14 protein-coding genes are annotated in these 15,406 nt (G+C 61.8%); 6 read left to right on the top strand and 8 right to left on the bottom strand.

Going from position 1 to position 15,406, the window contains the following annotated elements:
• Positions 1-85 precede the first annotated feature (85 nt).
• Positions 86-619, top strand: coding sequence for a glyoxalase superfamily protein (locus EEQ99_RS20645; protein ID WP_028756635.1), 534 nt, complete (start codon positions 86-88; stop codon positions 617-619).
• A 235-nt stretch (positions 620-854) separates the two neighbouring features.
• Here EEQ99_RS20645 and EEQ99_RS20640 read toward each other — a convergent pair whose 3' ends face one another.
• Positions 855-1,337 (bottom strand): anthrone oxygenase family protein, encoded by a 483-nt coding sequence (locus tag EEQ99_RS20640; RefSeq protein ID WP_127431007.1) that lies wholly within the window; start codon positions 1,335-1,337, stop codon positions 855-857.
• A gap of 2 nt (positions 1,338-1,339) precedes the next feature.
• Positions 1,340-2,164, bottom strand: coding sequence for an NmrA family NAD(P)-binding protein (locus EEQ99_RS20635; RefSeq protein WP_028756632.1), 825 nt, complete (start codon positions 2,162-2,164; stop codon positions 1,340-1,342).
• A gap of 100 nt (positions 2,165-2,264) precedes the next feature.
• Between EEQ99_RS20635 and EEQ99_RS20630 the strand changes: the two genes are divergently transcribed.
• The 3 genes from EEQ99_RS20630 to EEQ99_RS20620 all read left to right on the top strand — a co-directional run bounded on the left by EEQ99_RS20630 (position 2,265) and on the right by EEQ99_RS20620 (position 4,672).
• Positions 2,265-2,918: a TetR/AcrR family transcriptional regulator gene (locus tag EEQ99_RS20630; RefSeq protein ID WP_028756631.1), complete on the top strand. Its 654-nt coding sequence runs from the start codon at positions 2,265-2,267 to the stop codon at positions 2,916-2,918.
• A 75-nt stretch (positions 2,919-2,993) separates the two neighbouring features.
• Entirely contained in the window at positions 2,994-3,683 is a 690-nt protein-coding gene (locus EEQ99_RS20625) for an orotate phosphoribosyltransferase (RefSeq protein ID WP_127431006.1), read from the top strand.
• A gap of 62 nt (positions 3,684-3,745) precedes the next feature.
• Complete coding sequence (locus tag EEQ99_RS20620; RefSeq protein ID WP_127431005.1) at positions 3,746-4,672, top strand: carbohydrate kinase family protein; 927 nt, start codon at positions 3,746-3,748, stop codon at positions 4,670-4,672.
• Positions 4,673-4,728: 56 nt separating this feature from the next.
• On the opposite strand, the gene otsA is transcribed toward EEQ99_RS20620, so the two are convergent.
• A complete protein-coding gene (gene otsA / locus EEQ99_RS20615; protein WP_047617093.1) occupies positions 4,729-6,129 on the bottom strand; it encodes an alpha,alpha-trehalose-phosphate synthase (UDP-forming) in 1,401 nt (466 codons plus the stop codon).
• A 288-nt stretch (positions 6,130-6,417) separates the two neighbouring features.
• Complete coding sequence (locus EEQ99_RS20610) at positions 6,418-6,777, bottom strand: metalloregulator ArsR/SmtB family transcription factor (RefSeq protein ID WP_127431004.1); 360 nt, start codon at positions 6,775-6,777, stop codon at positions 6,418-6,420.
• A 169-nt stretch (positions 6,778-6,946) separates the two neighbouring features.
• Here EEQ99_RS20610 and EEQ99_RS20605 point away from each other — a divergent pair, with 169 nt between their 5' ends.
• On the top strand, positions 6,947-7,900 hold the full coding sequence (locus EEQ99_RS20605; protein WP_127431003.1) for an acyl-CoA desaturase: 954 nt from the start codon (positions 6,947-6,949) through the stop codon (positions 7,898-7,900).
• Positions 7,901-8,091: 191 nt separating this feature from the next.
• Here EEQ99_RS20605 and pgi read toward each other — a convergent pair whose 3' ends face one another.
• Together pgi and EEQ99_RS20590 are read right to left on the bottom strand one after the other, a co-directional pair.
• Complete coding sequence (gene pgi, locus EEQ99_RS20595; RefSeq protein WP_127431002.1) at positions 8,092-9,717, bottom strand: glucose-6-phosphate isomerase; 1,626 nt, start codon at positions 9,715-9,717, stop codon at positions 8,092-8,094.
• A gap of 187 nt (positions 9,718-9,904) precedes the next feature.
• Complete coding sequence (locus EEQ99_RS20590; RefSeq protein ID WP_127431001.1) at positions 9,905-11,605, bottom strand: long-chain fatty acid--CoA ligase; 1,701 nt, start codon at positions 11,603-11,605, stop codon at positions 9,905-9,907.
• A gap of 256 nt (positions 11,606-11,861) precedes the next feature.
• On the opposite strand from EEQ99_RS20590, the gene EEQ99_RS20585 reads away from it, so the two are divergent.
• Positions 11,862-12,254, top strand: a complete 393-nt coding sequence (locus EEQ99_RS20585) for a PRC-barrel domain-containing protein (RefSeq protein ID WP_028756625.1) — start codon at positions 11,862-11,864, stop codon at positions 12,252-12,254.
• 221 nt (positions 12,255-12,475) lie between these two features.
• Here the strand turns inward: EEQ99_RS20585 and EEQ99_RS20580 are convergent, their stop codons facing one another.
• On the bottom strand, positions 12,476-14,932 hold the full coding sequence (locus EEQ99_RS20580; RefSeq protein ID WP_127431000.1) for a glycoside hydrolase family 2 protein: 2,457 nt from the start codon (positions 14,930-14,932) through the stop codon (positions 12,476-12,478).
• A gap of 75 nt (positions 14,933-15,007) precedes the next feature.
• On the bottom strand, positions 15,008-15,403 hold the full coding sequence (locus EEQ99_RS20575; protein ID WP_047617276.1) for a VOC family protein: 396 nt from the start codon (positions 15,401-15,403) through the stop codon (positions 15,008-15,010).
• Positions 15,404-15,406 lie beyond the last annotated feature (3 nt).

Genomic DNA, 15,406 nt, shown 5'->3' with positions numbered 1-15,406 from the left:
CCTTGCCGTTTGGCGATCGATGGCGAACGGGTCAGCAGACGCGGGCACTGATCTTCCTGTTTGCCGCCAACGGAAGGATGACATCATGCGCGATTTTCGCGACGCCAAGCTCATGGCAAAAACCTTGCGGCAGGCTCTCGCCGACCGCGACATTTCGCTGACCCACAGCGAGACTCTCGAAATCGTCGCCCGCCAGTTCGGGCTCGACCAATGGAACATCCTCTCGGCCAAGATCGATGCGGCGGGCGCTTCCTCCGCCATCGGCATCGAGCCGCCGATGCCGATCTTCCGGATCTTCTCGGTCGAGAAAGCGATGGAATTCTATTGCGGATTCCTCGGCTTTCATCTCGATTGGGAGCACCGTTTCGGCGAGAACTTCCCGCTCTATTGCCAGGTCTCGCGCGACGGCATGGCGCTGCATTTGAGCGAACATTCCGGCGACGCCAGCCCCGGCGCCAAAGCCTTCGTCCGTGTCGCCAATATCCGGGCCTACCACGCCGAACTCGCCGGCAAGGACTACCGCTACATGAAGCCCGGCGTCGAGGAAGCGCCGTGGGGATTGGAGATGACGGTCATCGATCCTTTCAGCAACCGCATTGCCTTTTGCGAGCAGAAGTAGACGAGGGGCGGCTTGGCTCCCTCCTCTCCCCAGCGGTGAGAAGGTGGCCCGAAGGGTCGGATGAGGGGGCGCACGGCACACCCTATATGTTGCCCTTCGCTTACGCTCCGTGCATTCGCGGCCTTGCCGCTCACCCCCTCAACCGCCTGCCGGCACCGACCGGGGTCGAGCCGCGGGTCTCGACCCGTCCTTCGGACCCCCGCCGGGGAGAAGGGACGTGTGGCAGACGCGCCGCCTAGACAATCATCAGCGCCCGCACGAATGCCACCGAGGCGAGCAGCGAGGCGATCGTCCGCACATGGTTCCACCATGTCCAGTCCCTGAGATAGGTGGTCCAGAGCTGAACCGCCTCCGCCCCGCTGCCGCCGACCTTATCAAGCGCATCGTTCATCGGCACGTTGAAGATGATGGTCGAGAGGAATGAGGCGACGACATAGAGGGTCGCACCTGCGAGCATCAACACGGATGCCCCGCCGCGCCAGTCGATCACCGCCAGCACCTCGATGACGATGCAGAGGATTGCCGTCGGCACGAAAAGGCCCATGAAGGGCGAGCGGACGATCGTGGCGTTGATCGAGTTCATCGCCGCGATGCCCTGTTCCGCCGGGATGCGCGAGAAGGCGGTCATGATGAAGGTCGAGAAGGCGAAGAAGATGCCAGCGACGAGGCCGCTGCCGATTGCCGCGGCGGCGAGGGAGAGGGTGAGAACGATCTGCATGGTCAGGCGCTCCATATTCCGCTTGTCGCCGCTCGGCGGGCATATTGGCTGAAATCGGTGGCAGGGCGGCCGAGGATCTCGGCGACACCGCCCATCACCTTGGAATTGCGCCCGTCGAGCACCTGGCCGAACAGTTCCTCCAGAAGATCGATCAGGCCTTGGGGCAGGCCGGCTGCCGCAAGCCCGCCGGTGAAATCCGCCATCGACACCTGCTTATATTCGATCGGCTGCCCAGTGGCCGCGGCGATCTCGGCGACCGCCTGTCGGAAGGTCAGTGCCCGCGGGCCGGTCAGTTCGTAAACCTTGTTGCGATGGCGGGGATCGGTCAAGGCGGCGACGGCGGCATCGGCGATGTCGTCGGCATCGATGAACGGTTCGCTGATCTCGCCTGCCGGCAATTGCAGCCGGCTGCCGATGATCTGCTCGACAAAGGCGCCCTCACTGAAGTTCTGGCAGAACCAGGAGGCGCGCAGGATGGTGGTGTCAATGCCGGACGCCTTCAGCGCTGCCTCGCTGCGTTGCGCGCCCTCTTCGCCGCGGCCGGAAAGCAGCACGATATGCGCAAGGCCACAGTCGACCGCGACCTTGGCGAGTGCGCCGATCGCCTCTGCCGCCCAGGCGACGGAAAGATCCGGCTGGAAGGCGACATAGGCGCTCGATGCGCCATCAAGCGCCTCGCGCCAGGTCGACCTGTCCTCCCAATCGAAGGGACGGGCGCTGGAGCGTGACGCTGAGCGAACGTTGAGCCCGCGCGCTTCCAGGCGCTTGGTGATGCGGCCGCCGGTCTTTCCCGATCCACCGACGAGGACGATTTCGGAATTCTGCATGTCGAAGCTCCTTCCTTGGTCAAAACAAGAGAAACTCTCTCATTTGCAAAATGAGATAAACTCTCTTATTTTCTTTGTCAACTTGGAAAGGGAGCAGACGATGTCGGAGCAGCCGGTCGCAACGCGCAGGCGCCAGCAGGAGCATAGCGGCCAGCTGCGCCGGATCCCCAGCCAGCAGCGCGGCCGTGAGCGCTTCGAAAAGATCCTCGCCGTCGCCTCCGAGCTGATCGAAAGCCATGGCAGCGACGGCTTGAAAATGAGCGAGATCGTCGAAAAGGCCGGCCTTTCCTTTGGCGCCCTCTACCAATATTTCCCCGACAAGAGCTCGATCATCCGGACATTGGCCGAGCGTTTCAACGAAGAGGGCAGGCGGTGCGTCGAGGCGGAATTGGCGAAGGTCACCGATGCTGCCGGGCTGCAAGGCGCGCTCGCGACGATCGTTGACGAATATTACGGCTTCTTTCGCCGCGAGCCCGTCATGCGCGACATCTGGCATGCGACCCATACCGACAAGCTGCTGCAGCAGGTCGATGCCGAGGACATGGAATTTCATGCCCAGGCATTTCTCGCCGTGCTCGTCCGCCTATGGCCGGATCGCGACCGCAAGGAACTGCTGGCGATCGCCCGGCTGACGATGCAGCTGCTTGCCGCCGGCGTGCGATATGCGGTTTCGCTCGATGCGGAGGAGGGCGCCCAGGCGATCGCCCTGTTCAAGAAGATGCAGATCGCCGATATCGGTCGTCTGCTGCGGTAATTGGCTCGCCTTTCGTCTGGAAACGTCGGGCTCTTGCTGCTATTCCCCCAAGGACTCAAGCCGAAGGAGAGCCGCATGATCCAGACCACATTTCCCGACCGCGCCGTCATGGCCGAACTGGTGGCCAAGATGCTCTGGGAAATCAAGGCGGTGCATTTCAATGCCGCCCAGCCTTACAAACTCGCCTCCGGCATGGCGAGCCCGGTCTATATCGATTGCCGCAAGCTGCTTTCCTTCCCGCGCATCCGCTCGACGGTGATGGATTTCGCTGCCAGCACCCTGCTGCGCGATGCCGGCTTCGAGCAGTTCGATTGTATCGCCGGCGGCGAGACCGCCGGCATCCCCTTTGCCGCGCTGCTGGCTGACCGCCTCGGCCTGCCGATGATCTATGTCCGCAAGCAGCCGAAGGGCCATGGCCGCAATGCCCAGATCGAAGGCAACATGCCGGAAGGCTCGCGCGTTCTCGTCATCGAAGACCTGACGACAGCCGGCGGCAGCATGTTCAAGTTCATCGACGCGGTTCGTGCCGCCGGCGGCATTGTCGATCATGGCATTGCGCTGTTCTTCTACGGTATCTTCGGCGAACAGCGCTTTACCGACGGCAAGGTCCGGCTGCATCACATCGCCACCTGGCGCAATGTTCTGGCCGTCGCCAAGGCGCAGAAGCTCTTTGACGACGAGACGCTGACGGAGGTCGAGGCCTTCCTTGATGCGCCGCTGGCCTGGTCGGGCAGGAATGGTGGGGTTAGTGAGCTTTCGCTCTAGCCGGTTGACAAAAGCTCACTTAATCGATTGATGGACATATCAGTGCTGTTGGGAGGAATACGATGATTTTGTGCTGCGGCGAAGCCTTGATCGACATGCTGCCGAGGGACACGACGCTCGGCGAAAAGGGCTTTGCGCCCTATGCCGGCGGCGCGATTTTCAACACCGCGATCGCGCTCGGCCGCCTCGGCATCCCCACCGCCTTCTTCACCGGCATTGCCGATGACATGATGGGCGAAATCCTGCTCGCGACGTTGAAGGCGAGCAATGTCGATTACAGCCCGTGCGCCATCACGCCGCGTCCCTCGACCATCGCCTTCGTCAAGCTGGTCAATGGCCAGGCGACCTATGCCTTTTACGACGAGGGCACGGCCGGCCGGATGATCACCACGGCCGACCTGCCTGTTCTGGGCGATGATTGCGAAGCCTTGCATTTCGGCGCCATCAGCTTGATCCCCAGCCCCTGCGGCGAAACCTACGAGGCGCTTCTCGACCGCGAAGCCGCAAGCCGCGTCATCTCGCTCGATCCGAATATCCGTCCCGGTTTCATCAAGGACAAGCCGTCGCATATGGCCCGCATCAAGCGCATGGCCGCCAAATCAGACATCGTCAAATTCTCCGACGAGGACCTCGAATGGTTCGGCTTGGAAGGCGACCACGATACGCTCGCCGCCCACTGGCTTGCCCACGGCGCCAAGCTCGTCGTCATCACCAAGGGTGCGGAAGGTGCTTCCGGTTATACCAAGGAGCGTAAAGTCACGGTCCCGAGCCAACGCGTCACCGTCGTCGACACGGTCGGCGCCGGCGACACCTTCGATGCCGGCATCCTGGCTTCCTTGAAGATGGATGGTCTGCTGACCAAGCCTCAGGTCGCCTCGCTCGACGAAAAGGCACTCCACAACGCCCTGGCCCTCGGCGCCAAAGCCGCCGCCGTCACCGTCTCCCGCGCCGGCGCCAATCCGCCCTGGGCGCATGAGATCGGGCTTTAACCCTCGCGCCGGGGACGGTGCGAGGCTTTTTGCGATGACGGCTGGACGCTGATCGATCAGGCGATTGTCCGGGGAAGTTCGGGAGCGGTCACCAGGTCCCGCAAGAAGTTTTCGCACCAAAGCGAGACATCGTGAGAGAGCAGATGCTCCATCATCATGCTCCAGCGTTCGCGGCGCTCCCCAAGCGACATGGCAAGGCCCTTGGCAATCGCATTGGCAGTGCCTTCGACATCGTAGGGATTGACCAGCAGCGCACCCTTCAGCTCCCGAGCCGCGCCGGCGAAGCGCGATAACACCAGGACGCCCGGGCGATCCGGGTTCTGGGCGGCGACATATTCCTTGGCGACGAGATTCATGCCGTCGCGCAACGGCGTGACCAGCCCGATCGTCGCCAGGCGATAGAGGCCGGCGAGCACGGTGCGGTTGATCGAACGGTTGACATAGCGGATCGGCACCCAGTCGACCGTCCCGATGGCGCCGTTGACGCGGCCGGCCTGCTCGGCGACCATCTTCTGCATATGCTCGTATTCGGGAACTTCCGATCGCGACTTCGGCGTGATCTGCAGATAGGTGACCTTGTTCTGATAGGCGGGATTGCCGGTGAGGAAGCGTTCGAACGCTTCCAGCCGCTGAATGATGCCCTTGGAATAATCGAGCCGATCGACCCCGATGATCATGTCGCGGCCCTCGATGCTGCGCCGGGTCTTCTGCACCATGACATTGTCTGCGGCGCTCTCGGCGAAGTCGGCGAAGCCCGCGGTTTCGATACCGATCGGATAGGCGCCCGCCTTGAATATCCGCCCATGTGAATCGAACGATCCATTTCCGAGGTCGTCGCCAATGCCTTCCCTTCTGAGATACCCGGCGAAGTTCTGGAGGTCGTAGTCCGTCTGGAAGCCGACGAGATCGTAATGCGAGAGCCCGCGCATGATTTCTTCATGGACCGGCATCGTGACGAGAATGTCGGCCGGCGGCCAGGGAATGTGCAGGAAGAAGCCGATCCGGTTCTTCAGCCCCATTTGGCGCAGTTCGGCGGCCAGCGGAATGAGGTGGTAGTCATGAACCCAGATGATGTCGTCCGGCTCGATCATCGGCGCCAGCCGGTGCGCGAAAAACCGGTTGACGCGGAAATAACCGGCCATTTCCTTTCGGCCATATTCGGCGAGGTCGAGGCGGTAGTGACAGATGGGCCAGAGAACACGGTTTGCAAATCCGCGATAATATTCCTCGACGTCGGTGTCGGTGAGATCGGTCAGCGCATAGGTAATGTTACCCTTCTGCAGTTGCGACAGCGGGCCAGGCTCCCTGTCTCCGCTCGACTCTCCCGACCATCCCATCCAGATGCCGCCGCGCGCCTGCAGGGCTGCCTGCAGCGCGACCGCCAGGCCGCCGGCCGCGGCGCTCCCATCCTTGGCCGGCATGGGAACACGATTGGAAACGACGATAAGACGGCTCATGAATTTCCTTTGGTGAAGAAGGATCGTGAAAACGCTCTATGGTGAGCGTCTCGGGCAATCTCCCGAGCTGGGCGCGAAAGAGCGGATCCGGACGCGAGTGGCCCGGCGCATACGCCAGCGGAAACAATGAAACGGGGCATCGCCCCCGGCTTGTAGGCCATGTCGTCGGAAATACCCTGCGCACATATTTTGCTTGAATCTAGGGCGATGGCGGCAGATTGAAAGAATTCTTTCTAAAATTTTCTATTAGAAGAAAGTTCAATCCGGTTTTGCGCGACGGGCCCCATGCTATTCTTTCGCGCGGGCGCGCGCCTGGCTTTCCTTCTTGATCGGCCGACCGACGGGGCAGACCTCCTGTACGAAGCCGTTGAGCGTGTTGACAAGATTGTTCTCGATCAGGGAATAGTGCACGAACTGGCCCTGTTTCTCTCGTCTGATCAGTCCTGCGGTTTCGAGGATGGAAAGATGTTGCGAAACGGCCGGCTTGGACATGCTGAAGCGGTCGGCGATCTCGCCGGCGGTCAGGCCCGAGGCTGAGAGATAGGCGAGGATCTTTCGCCGTGGGGCACTGGAAAGCGCGTGAAATACCCGCTGGGCGGCGCTGACGGAGCTGCCTTCCACAGCGTCATCGAAAGTCTCTTCGTTCAAGTCCGGTCTCCGTGCCTGCGGCATCATCGCAACGATCCACTAACAAATTAAGCAATTAATGTATTGCTTAATTAATGCCGTTCGCGCAAAGTAATTAGGTAATTTCTTAATTAATGAATTGGTGGGCGATGTACAAGTGGAGAATGCGCCCGATAGGAGGGAGTTTGTCATGAGCAGTATTTCCACGGGGCGGATGATCGACAACGGAAGCGATCCCGTGAAGGGCAGGGTCGTCTGGATGCCGGCAAAGTCGATCTGGATCACCGCCATGACTTTGATCGCCATTATTGGCGGGCCGTTGACCCTCACCTGGAGCGCTTTTGCTGTCTTTATCCTCCTGACCGCCCTCACGATCTGCCTCGGTCATTCCGTTGGCATGCACCGGCTGTTGATCCACCGCTCGTTCAGCACCCATATCTGGATCGAGCACTTCCTTGTCTATCTCGGGACGCTGGTCGGCATGGCTGGTCCCTTCGGCATGATCTACGCGCACGATATTCGCGATTGGGCGCAACGGCAGCGAGACTGCCATGACCTCTATGCCCATCGCCGGCCTTTCTTCATCGATGCTTTCTGGCAGATGCATTGCATCGTGGTGCTGGACCGTCCGCCACGTTTCGTCCTCGATGAGCGCGAGCGGCGCAACCGCTTCTACCGCTTCCTGGAGGCGACATGGATGGCGCAGCAGATTCCCTTGGGGCTCGTGCTCTTTGCGCTCGGCGGCCTGCCGTGGATAGTCTGGGGTATTGCCGTGCGGATATCAGCGTCGTTAACCGGACACTGGCTGATCGGCCACTTCGCTCATCGCGACGGCCATCAGAGCTGGAGCGTCGATGGTGTCGCGGTGCAGGGCTATGACCTGCCGCGTTTCGGGCTGGTGACCTTTGGTGAGAGCTTCCATGGCAACCATCACGCCTTTCCGGAATCGGCGCGGCTCGGCATCGAGCCGGGGCAGCTGGATCTCGGTTGGTATTTCATCCGGCTGCTGGCGAGGCTCGGCCTGGCTTCGGCGATCAAGCTCCCGCACACGATCATGCCAAGGCGAGGGTTGAGGCGCGTCAAGGCAGCTGAAACTGTTGAGGATGGCGCCAATCCGCCCTGGGCAAGTGAGATTGGCTTTTGAGGCTTAAGCCAGCGTCCGCCCCTCATCCGGCTGCCGCCACCTTCTCCCCGTAAACGGGGCGAAGGGACAATGCCGCGGCCTCTCGATTCGCTCTTCTCCCCTTATGGCGCAACTTTTCCATCCCTGCCTGCGTCTCGCGTGGCACGTCCCCTCGCCCCGTTTACGGGGAGAGGGTCAGGGTGAGGGGCAAATTACTTCGCCAGCTTTGCCAGCGCCGCAACCAGGCCCTGCGTCGAGGAATCATGGCCTGCCGCACTTTCCTTGCCTTCGACGACCGGCAGCAGGCCGGTTGCCAGTTCCTTGCCGAGCTCGACGCCCCACTGGTCGAAGGAGTTGATGCGGAAAAGCACACCTTCGACGAAGACGCGGTGTTCGTAAAGCGCGATCAGGCGGCCGAGGGCGTAGGGGGTCAGCTTGTCGTAGACAAAGGTGATCGATGGGCGGTTGCCGTTAAAGACGCGGTGCGGCGCGATGAAGTCGGCCTTCTTGTCGTCCATACCCTTGTCGGTCAGCTGCTTCTTGGCTTCCGCGAAGGTGCGGCCCTTCATCAGGGCTTCCGACTGGGCGAGAACGTTGGAGATGAGCAGCTGGTGCTGGTGACGCAGCTCCGGCTCGAAGGCATTGGCGGCGATCATGAATTCGGCCGGGATGATGCTCGTGCCCTGGTGGATGAGCTGGTAGAAGGCGTGCTGGCCGTTGGTGCCGGGTTCGCCCCAGACGACCGGGCCGGAATTGCCCTCGACCGGCGTGCCGTCGATGGTGACGCCCTTGCCGTTCGATTCCATGTCGAGCTGCTGCAGATAGGCCGGGAAGCGCGACAGGCGCTGGTCGTAGGGCAGGATGGCGCGGGTGGGGTAGCCCAGCACATTGCGGTGGTAGAAGCCGATCAGGCCGAGCAGCATCGGCAGGTTTTCGGTAATCGGTGCCTTACGGAAGTGATTGTCGACGGCATGGGCGCCATCGAGGAATTTGCCGAAATTCTCCGGCCCGACGGCGATCATCAGCGGCAGGCCGATCGCCGACCAGATGGAGTAGCGGCCGCCGACCCAGTCCCAGAAGCCGAAGACCCGGGCGCTGTCGATGCCGAAGGCGGCGACCTTGTCGAGCGCCGTCGAGACGGCGGCGAAATGGTGCTGCACGGCCGCTTCGCCGAGCGCCTTGGCGATGAAATTGCGCGCCGTCTGCGCATTGGTCATCGTCTCGACGGTGGTGAAGGTCTTCGAAGCGACGATGAACAGCGTCGTTTCCGGCTGCACCAGCTTCAGGATATCGGCGATATGGGCGCCGTCGATGTTGGAGACGAAATGCGCGCGCGGGCCGTCATGAAAGGGGGCAAGCGCCAGCGTCGCCATCACGGGGCCGAGATCCGAGCCGCCGATACCGATATTGACGACGTCGGTGATCGCCTTGCCGGTGGCGCCCTTCAGCGCGCCGGAGCGGATCTCGTCGGCGAACTTGCCCATGGCGGCAAGCACGGCATTGACGTCGGGCATGACGTCCTTGCCGTCGACCAGAACCGGCGTGTTGGAGCGGTTGCGCAGCGCGGTGTGCAGAACGGCGCGGTCCTCGGTGAAATTGATCGCCTTGCCCGAGAACATTTCCTCGCGCTTCTTCTCGACGCCGCCGTCTTCGGCAAGCTTCACCAGCAGCTTGAGGATATCGTCATTCACCGCCGTCTTGGAAAAATCCATCAGCAGGTCGTCAAGCGAAACGGAAAAACGCGAAAAGCGCTGCTGATCGGCGGCGAAGGCGGCACGGATATCGGTCGCCTTGGTGGCATCAGCGGTGCTTTTCAGCTGTTCGACGATGGCGTTCATGGGAGGCTCCTTTGGAGGCGGAAAGGGTTGCGGAAACTATTCGCTTTATCACCCGCAAATCAAGTTCAGCCACCTGCCGAAATAGAAAAAAGCCACCCGCGGCGAGCGGATGGCCCTCAATTTCATTAGAGCGCCGCGCGTCCGAAAGACGTGCATAGGACGTTGTAACACTTTGAATTCGTCAAATTCAGCCGCGCAGGTCCTTGCGCAGGATCTTGCCAACCGGCGACTTCGGCAGTTCGGTGCGGAACTCGATGAAGCGCGGCCGCTTGTAGTTGGTGAGATTGGCGATGCAATGGGCTTTCACCTCTGCCTCGGTCAGGTTCGGATCCTTCCTGACGACGAAGAGTTTGACCGCCTCGCCCGAATGTCCGTCCGGCACGCCGATGGCCGCGGCCTCGAGAATGCCGGCATGCATGGCGGCGACCTCCTCGATCTCGTTCGGATAGACATTGAAGCCGGAGACCAGGATCATGTCCTTCTTGCGGTCGACGATCTTGGTAAAGCCGCGTTCGTCCATGAAACCCATGTCGCCCGAGCGGAAATAGCCGTCGTCGGTCATCACCCGCGCCGTCTCCTCCGGCTTCTGCCAGTAGCCGGCCATCACCTGCGGCCCGCGGATGCAGATCTCGCCGACCTGGCCAAGCGGTAACGAATTGCCTTCCTCGTCGCGGATGTCGAGGTCGGTGGAGGGCAGCGGCAGGCCGATCGTACCGGTGAACTCGGCCGAATCGAAACGGTTGGCGGTGGCGACAGGCGAGGTTTCGGAAAGGCCGTAGCCCTCCGTCACCGGCGTGCCCGTCATCTTGAGCCAGCGGTCGGCGACCGGCCGCTGGACGGCCATGCCGCCGCCGAGCGACATGATCAGCGGGGAGAAGTCGAGCTTGGCGAAATCGGCATTGTTCATCAGCGCATTGAACAGCGTGTTGAGGCCGGGGAAGATATGCACGTCGGATTTGCCGAATTCCTTGACGAGACCGGGAATGTCGCGCGGATTGGCGATCAGGATATTGTGGGCGCCGAGCGACATGCCCATCAGCGAATTCACCGTCAGCGCAAAGATATGGTAGAGCGGCAGGGCGCAGAGGAAATTCAGCACCTCCGGCTGCTTCTTGCGCTCGAAGGCCGAGCGGAGCCAGAGTGACAGCTGCTGCTTGTTGGCGAGCAGGTTCGCATGCGTCAGCACCGCGCCCTTGGCAACGCCCGTCGTGCCGCCGGTATATTGCAGGAAGGCGATATCGCCGCCGGCAAGCGTCACCGGCGCAAGCTTCTTTCCCGCCCCTTCGCGCAGCACCTGGCCGAAGCTCTTGTGCTGCGGGATCGACCAGGAGGGAACGAGCTTCTTCACCTTGCGCACGACGAAATTGACGATCAGCCCCTTGGGTCCCAGCATTTCGCCGAGCGAGGTGACGACGACATGGCGCAGATCCGTCTTGTTGAGCACCTGCTCCACCGTGCGGGCGAAATTCTCCAGCACGAAGATCGCCTTGGCGCCGGAATCCCGCAGCTGATGTTCGAGTTCGCGCGGCGTATAGAGCGGGTTGACGTTCACCACGACGAGGCCGGCGCGCAGGATGGCGTAGGTGGCGATCGGGTTCTGCAGCACGTTCGGCATCATCACGGCGACGCGATCGCCCTTCTCGAGGCCGATGCTCTGCAGCCAGGCGGCGAGTTTGCGCGTCTTGCTCTCCAGTTCACGATAGCGCATCGCCTTGCCCATGCTGGAAAACACCGTCCGGTCGGCGTAACGAGCGCAGGATTTTTCCAGCATTTCGGCAAGCGAGGCATATTCCAGAGGTGGGAGTTCGGCCGGAACGACATCGGGATAGCTGGCAAGCCAGGGCTTGTCGGGTTTGGCTCCGTTCGGATGGACGGAAATGCTGTTCATCGTATCCTCTCTCCCTTGCGGCCGCCGCTGAGCCAGCAATCGTCTGGCCCATATTGACCGGAAAGATCCTCCGTCTTCCAGTCCGGCAGCTTATGCCATTGCCTGAACGGTTCAAGCCGAATGAAGCTATACTAACCTTGACGTAAACGTCAACATTCGGCCATCGCCGGATCGTGGGAAGGCTGGGGAACTTTGAGTCGGCCATGACGTTGATCCTGCAGACTCACCATGAGGAAACACCAAAAGGAGGTGCACAATGTTGAACCAGGATACTGACGCCACCCGCCGCGACCCGAACGTCGAGGGCACGCATGCGATGATCGCCAGCGACCGTGTCGAAGGCACCCGTGTTTATGGTTCGGATGGCAGGCATATCGGCTCGATCGAACGCCTGATCATCGGAAAACTCGACGGCCGCGTCGCCTATGCCGTGCTGAGCTTCGGCGGCTTCCTGGGCATCGGCCACGATCACTATCCGCTTCCCTGGGAAAAGCTGAACTACGACACCCAACTGGACGGCTATCGCATCGACCTGACCAAGGAGCAGATCGAAGGCGCCCCGAGCTATTCGGACGATGACGACACCTGGTACAACGATAATGGCCGCCGGGTCTATGATTACTACGGCGTGCCGCCCTACTGGATGTAACGTCGTCCGATAGGCCGAGCTGGAAGGGCCCCGCGGCATGCGGGGCCTTTTTGGTGTTTGGTGACAAATGTCGTGGCTCGGCAGCCCCTCATCCGGCTGCCGCTACCTTCTCCCTGTAAACGGGGCGATGGGGATGTACCGCGACCTCTCCGTTCCCACATCGCTCTCGCAGGGCTCGTCCCTCTACCCGTTTACGGGCAGAGGGTTAGGGTGAGGGGCAGCTAGCGCGAACCGACAACAAGATCATTGGCCGATCGCAGCACGGTGCCGATGACAATATCCTCTGCCCTGATCGCCTTCGCCGTCTTGACCGCAAAGACATGGCTCTCGCCCGGCAACAGCGTCACCAGCATCGAATCGACGACGGCATCCGGATCCAGCCGATCCGCCATCAGGCAGAGATCCTTGAGGAAATTTTGCGCCGTCACCCGCACTGCATACCCACTCTCGATGCTGGTGACATCGACCGCCAGCCGCGGTGGCGGCAAGGCAAGCTCGATATCCTCGACGAAATAATGGAAGGCGCGCCTGTCCAGCATCTGCACGACGATGAGCTCGTCCTTCGGTAAGCCGGGAGTGACGATATCCTCGGGCAGCGGAAATTCCTTGGCCTCGAAGCGGTCGCAGAGCAGGCGCCAGAATTCGAATGCGGCAAGCACGGTGCCGTCGAGCTTCAGGCGTTTGCCGCTGATCTTCGCCCGCCAGAACAGGGTGCGTTCATTGACCGCCACCGCCGCAAGCCCGCTGCCGCGCGGCTGGATCGTCAGCAGGCGCGGATCATAGGCTGCCTTCAGCGCATACCAGAGCGGCTTGCGGCGGCCGGCCGAATCGAGCGCCGCCCATGAGGTCACCGGCCAGCAATCGTTGAACTGCCAGACCACCGCACCCTTGCAGACATTCCGGTGCGAGCGCATGTGCTCGACGCCGAAGCGGATGGCGCGCGCCTGGTTGAGCTGGGTGGCGAAATGCCAGTCGTCCATCGTCTGCGGCTCCGGCAGATGGCCGGCAAGGCCGCGGATCAGCTTGTCATTGCCCTCGGTTGCCTTCTGATGGTGGAAGACGCCGTTCGATTGCGGCGTCAGCGGCTGGTCATGCACGCTTTCTTCGATCGTTGCCCAGGCGGCCGGCGCCTGCCAGCCGAATTCGGAGCAGAAACGCGGGATATAATTGCGGTAGACCTCGTAGCCGACATCGTTCCACACGTCCCAGATGTGTTTGCAGCCATGGCCGTCGGCATTGGGTTCGATCTCCATCGAGCCGGAGTAAGGACTGCCGGGATAATAGGGCCGGTCGGGATCGAGTTCGCCGCAGAGCTTCGGCAGCAGGCCGAGATAATAGCCGAGCCCCCAGCTTTCGCCGGCCTGGATGATCGGCCGCCAGCCCCATTCGTCGAAGCCCCAGATGTTCTCGTTATTGCCGTTCCAGAGGATCAGCGAGGCATGCGGCATCAGCCGCACGACATTGTCGCGCACCTCCGCCTCGACCTCGCTTCTGAGCGGCTCCTCTTCCGGATAGGCGGCGCAGGCAAAGAGGAAATCCTGCCAGACCAGCATGCCCATGCGGTCGCAAGCCGCGTAGAATTCATCCCGCTCGAAGATGCCGCCGCCCCAGACGCGCAGCAGGTGGATGTTGGCGGCCTTTGCCTCCTCGATCCGCGCCGCATAGCGCTCGTCCGTCACCCGCGGGGGGAAACAATCGTCCGGAATCCAGTTCGCCCCGCAGATGAACAGCGGCACGTCGTTGATGACGAAGGTGAAGGCCGAGCCGTGTTCGTCGGCCGAGGTGTCGAGCCTGAGCGAGCGGAAGCCGAGTTCGCGTTCAAAGCTGTCGAGCAGATCGCCGCTGGCCTCGTCGACCAGCCTCAGCGTCATCGGATAGAGCGGTTGCGCGCCGAGATGATGCGGCCACCACAGCTGCGGCGAGGGGAGGGCAAGCTCGAAGACGATCTCGTCTTCATCAGCATCGATCGCCACCGTCTGGGTCACGTCGCCGATTGCGGCGACGAGCTGGCACGGCTCATGATCGCCATGCCGCGCCAGCTTCGCATGGACCTTCACCAACCCATCGCCGCCGGCAAGCGTTGCCGATACGCGCGTTTCGGCAAGCCGCGCCCGATCCCAGCTTTCCAGCCGGACCGGCTTCCAGAGCCCCGCCGTCACCAGCGTCGGCCCCCAGTCCCAGCCGAAATTGCAGGCCATCTTGCGCATCAGATTGCCCGGTCCCGGATAGTTGTTGGGGCGGTAGCCGTAATGCCTTTCCATCTCCGCGCCATAGGCGTAGGCCGAGCGGAAGGCGACCGTGAGTTCGTTGCTCCCGGCCTTCAGCAGCCCCGACACATCGAAGCGATAGGTGCGGTGCATGTTGAAGGTGCGGCCGATCTCTTCGCCGTTGAGGGAGAGCACCGCGACCGTATCGAGCCCGTCGAAGACGAGTTCCCATACCCTGCCATCATCAGGCATTGCCTCGAAGCTGCAGCGATAGGTCCAGTCGGTTTTGCCGATCCAGTCATTGGTGATCTCGTTGACGTCGATATAGGGATCGGGGATCAGCCGGTTGGCGAGCAGGTCGAGATGCACGCAGCCCGGCACCGTTGCGGGTATCGCGGCCGGCAGGCCGGATCTTCCTGTATCGTTACAGGTAAGCGTCCAGCCGGAATTGAGCGCGGTCTTCTCGATCATGGGCGGGCTCCTGATTCATGCCGCTCGAAGCTGTGGGATTAGGTGTGGAGTGGAACTATGTCGCCGCAAGAAGCGTCAGAGAAACCGGCCGTGGCGCTGCAGCACCTCGATCTTGTAGCCGTCGGGATCGCTGATGAAGAAGAACAGGCCGAAGAGCTTGCCGTCGCGGTTGAGCTCCACCAGTTCGCCGGGATGAAGCCCGAGCTTCGACAGCCGTTTGCGTTCGACCGCCACCTCTTCGACCGAGACGGCGAGATGACCATAGGCATTGCCGAGCTCGTAAGGCGCGGTCCGGCCCTTGTTGACGGTCAGCTCCAGCTCGAAGCCGGTCTCGGCATTGCTCAGATAGATCAGCGTGAAGGTTTCGAAATCGACGCGGTCGGCGACCGAAAGGCCGAAGGCCTTGCCGTAGAAGTCGACGGAGCGCGCCTCGTCGAGAACGCGGATCATCGAGTGGATCATCTTCGCCAATTC

Source organism: Rhizobium anhuiense, assembly GCF_003985145.1.
GTDB lineage: Bacteria > Pseudomonadota > Alphaproteobacteria > Rhizobiales > Rhizobiaceae > Rhizobium > Rhizobium anhuiense.
Note: the sequence above shows the minus strand (reverse complement) of the source record. Positions and strands in the feature narration are given on the sequence as shown.

Bases quoted from the DNA above. Each gene is read 5' to 3' on its own strand.
- EEQ99_RS20645 (WP_028756635.1), top strand. From the start codon at position 86: ATGCGCGATTTTCGCGACGCCAAGCTCATGGCAAAAACCTTGCGGCAG.
- EEQ99_RS20640 (WP_127431007.1), bottom strand. From the start codon at position 1,337: ATGCAGATCGTTCTCACCCTCTCCCTCGCCGCCGCGGCAATCGGCAGC.
- EEQ99_RS20635 (WP_028756632.1), bottom strand. From the start codon at position 2,164: ATGCAGAATTCCGAAATCGTCCTCGTCGGTGGATCGGGAAAGACCGGC.
- EEQ99_RS20630 (WP_028756631.1), top strand. From the start codon at position 2,265: ATGTCGGAGCAGCCGGTCGCAACGCGCAGGCGCCAGCAGGAGCATAGC.
- EEQ99_RS20625 (WP_127431006.1), top strand. From the start codon at position 2,994: ATGATCCAGACCACATTTCCCGACCGCGCCGTCATGGCCGAACTGGTG.
- EEQ99_RS20620 (WP_127431005.1), top strand. From the start codon at position 3,746: ATGATTTTGTGCTGCGGCGAAGCCTTGATCGACATGCTGCCGAGGGAC.
- otsA (WP_047617093.1), bottom strand. From the start codon at position 6,129: ATGAGCCGTCTTATCGTCGTTTCCAATCGTGTTCCCATGCCGGCCAAG.
- EEQ99_RS20605 (WP_127431003.1), top strand. From the start codon at position 6,947: ATGAGCAGTATTTCCACGGGGCGGATGATCGACAACGGAAGCGATCCC.
- pgi (WP_127431002.1), bottom strand. From the start codon at position 9,717: ATGAACGCCATCGTCGAACAGCTGAAAAGCACCGCTGATGCCACCAAG.
- EEQ99_RS20590 (WP_127431001.1), bottom strand. From the start codon at position 11,605: ATGAACAGCATTTCCGTCCATCCGAACGGAGCCAAACCCGACAAGCCC.
- EEQ99_RS20585 (WP_028756625.1), top strand. From the start codon at position 11,862: ATGTTGAACCAGGATACTGACGCCACCCGCCGCGACCCGAACGTCGAG.
- EEQ99_RS20580 (WP_127431000.1), bottom strand. From the start codon at position 14,932: ATGATCGAGAAGACCGCGCTCAATTCCGGCTGGACGCTTACCTGTAAC.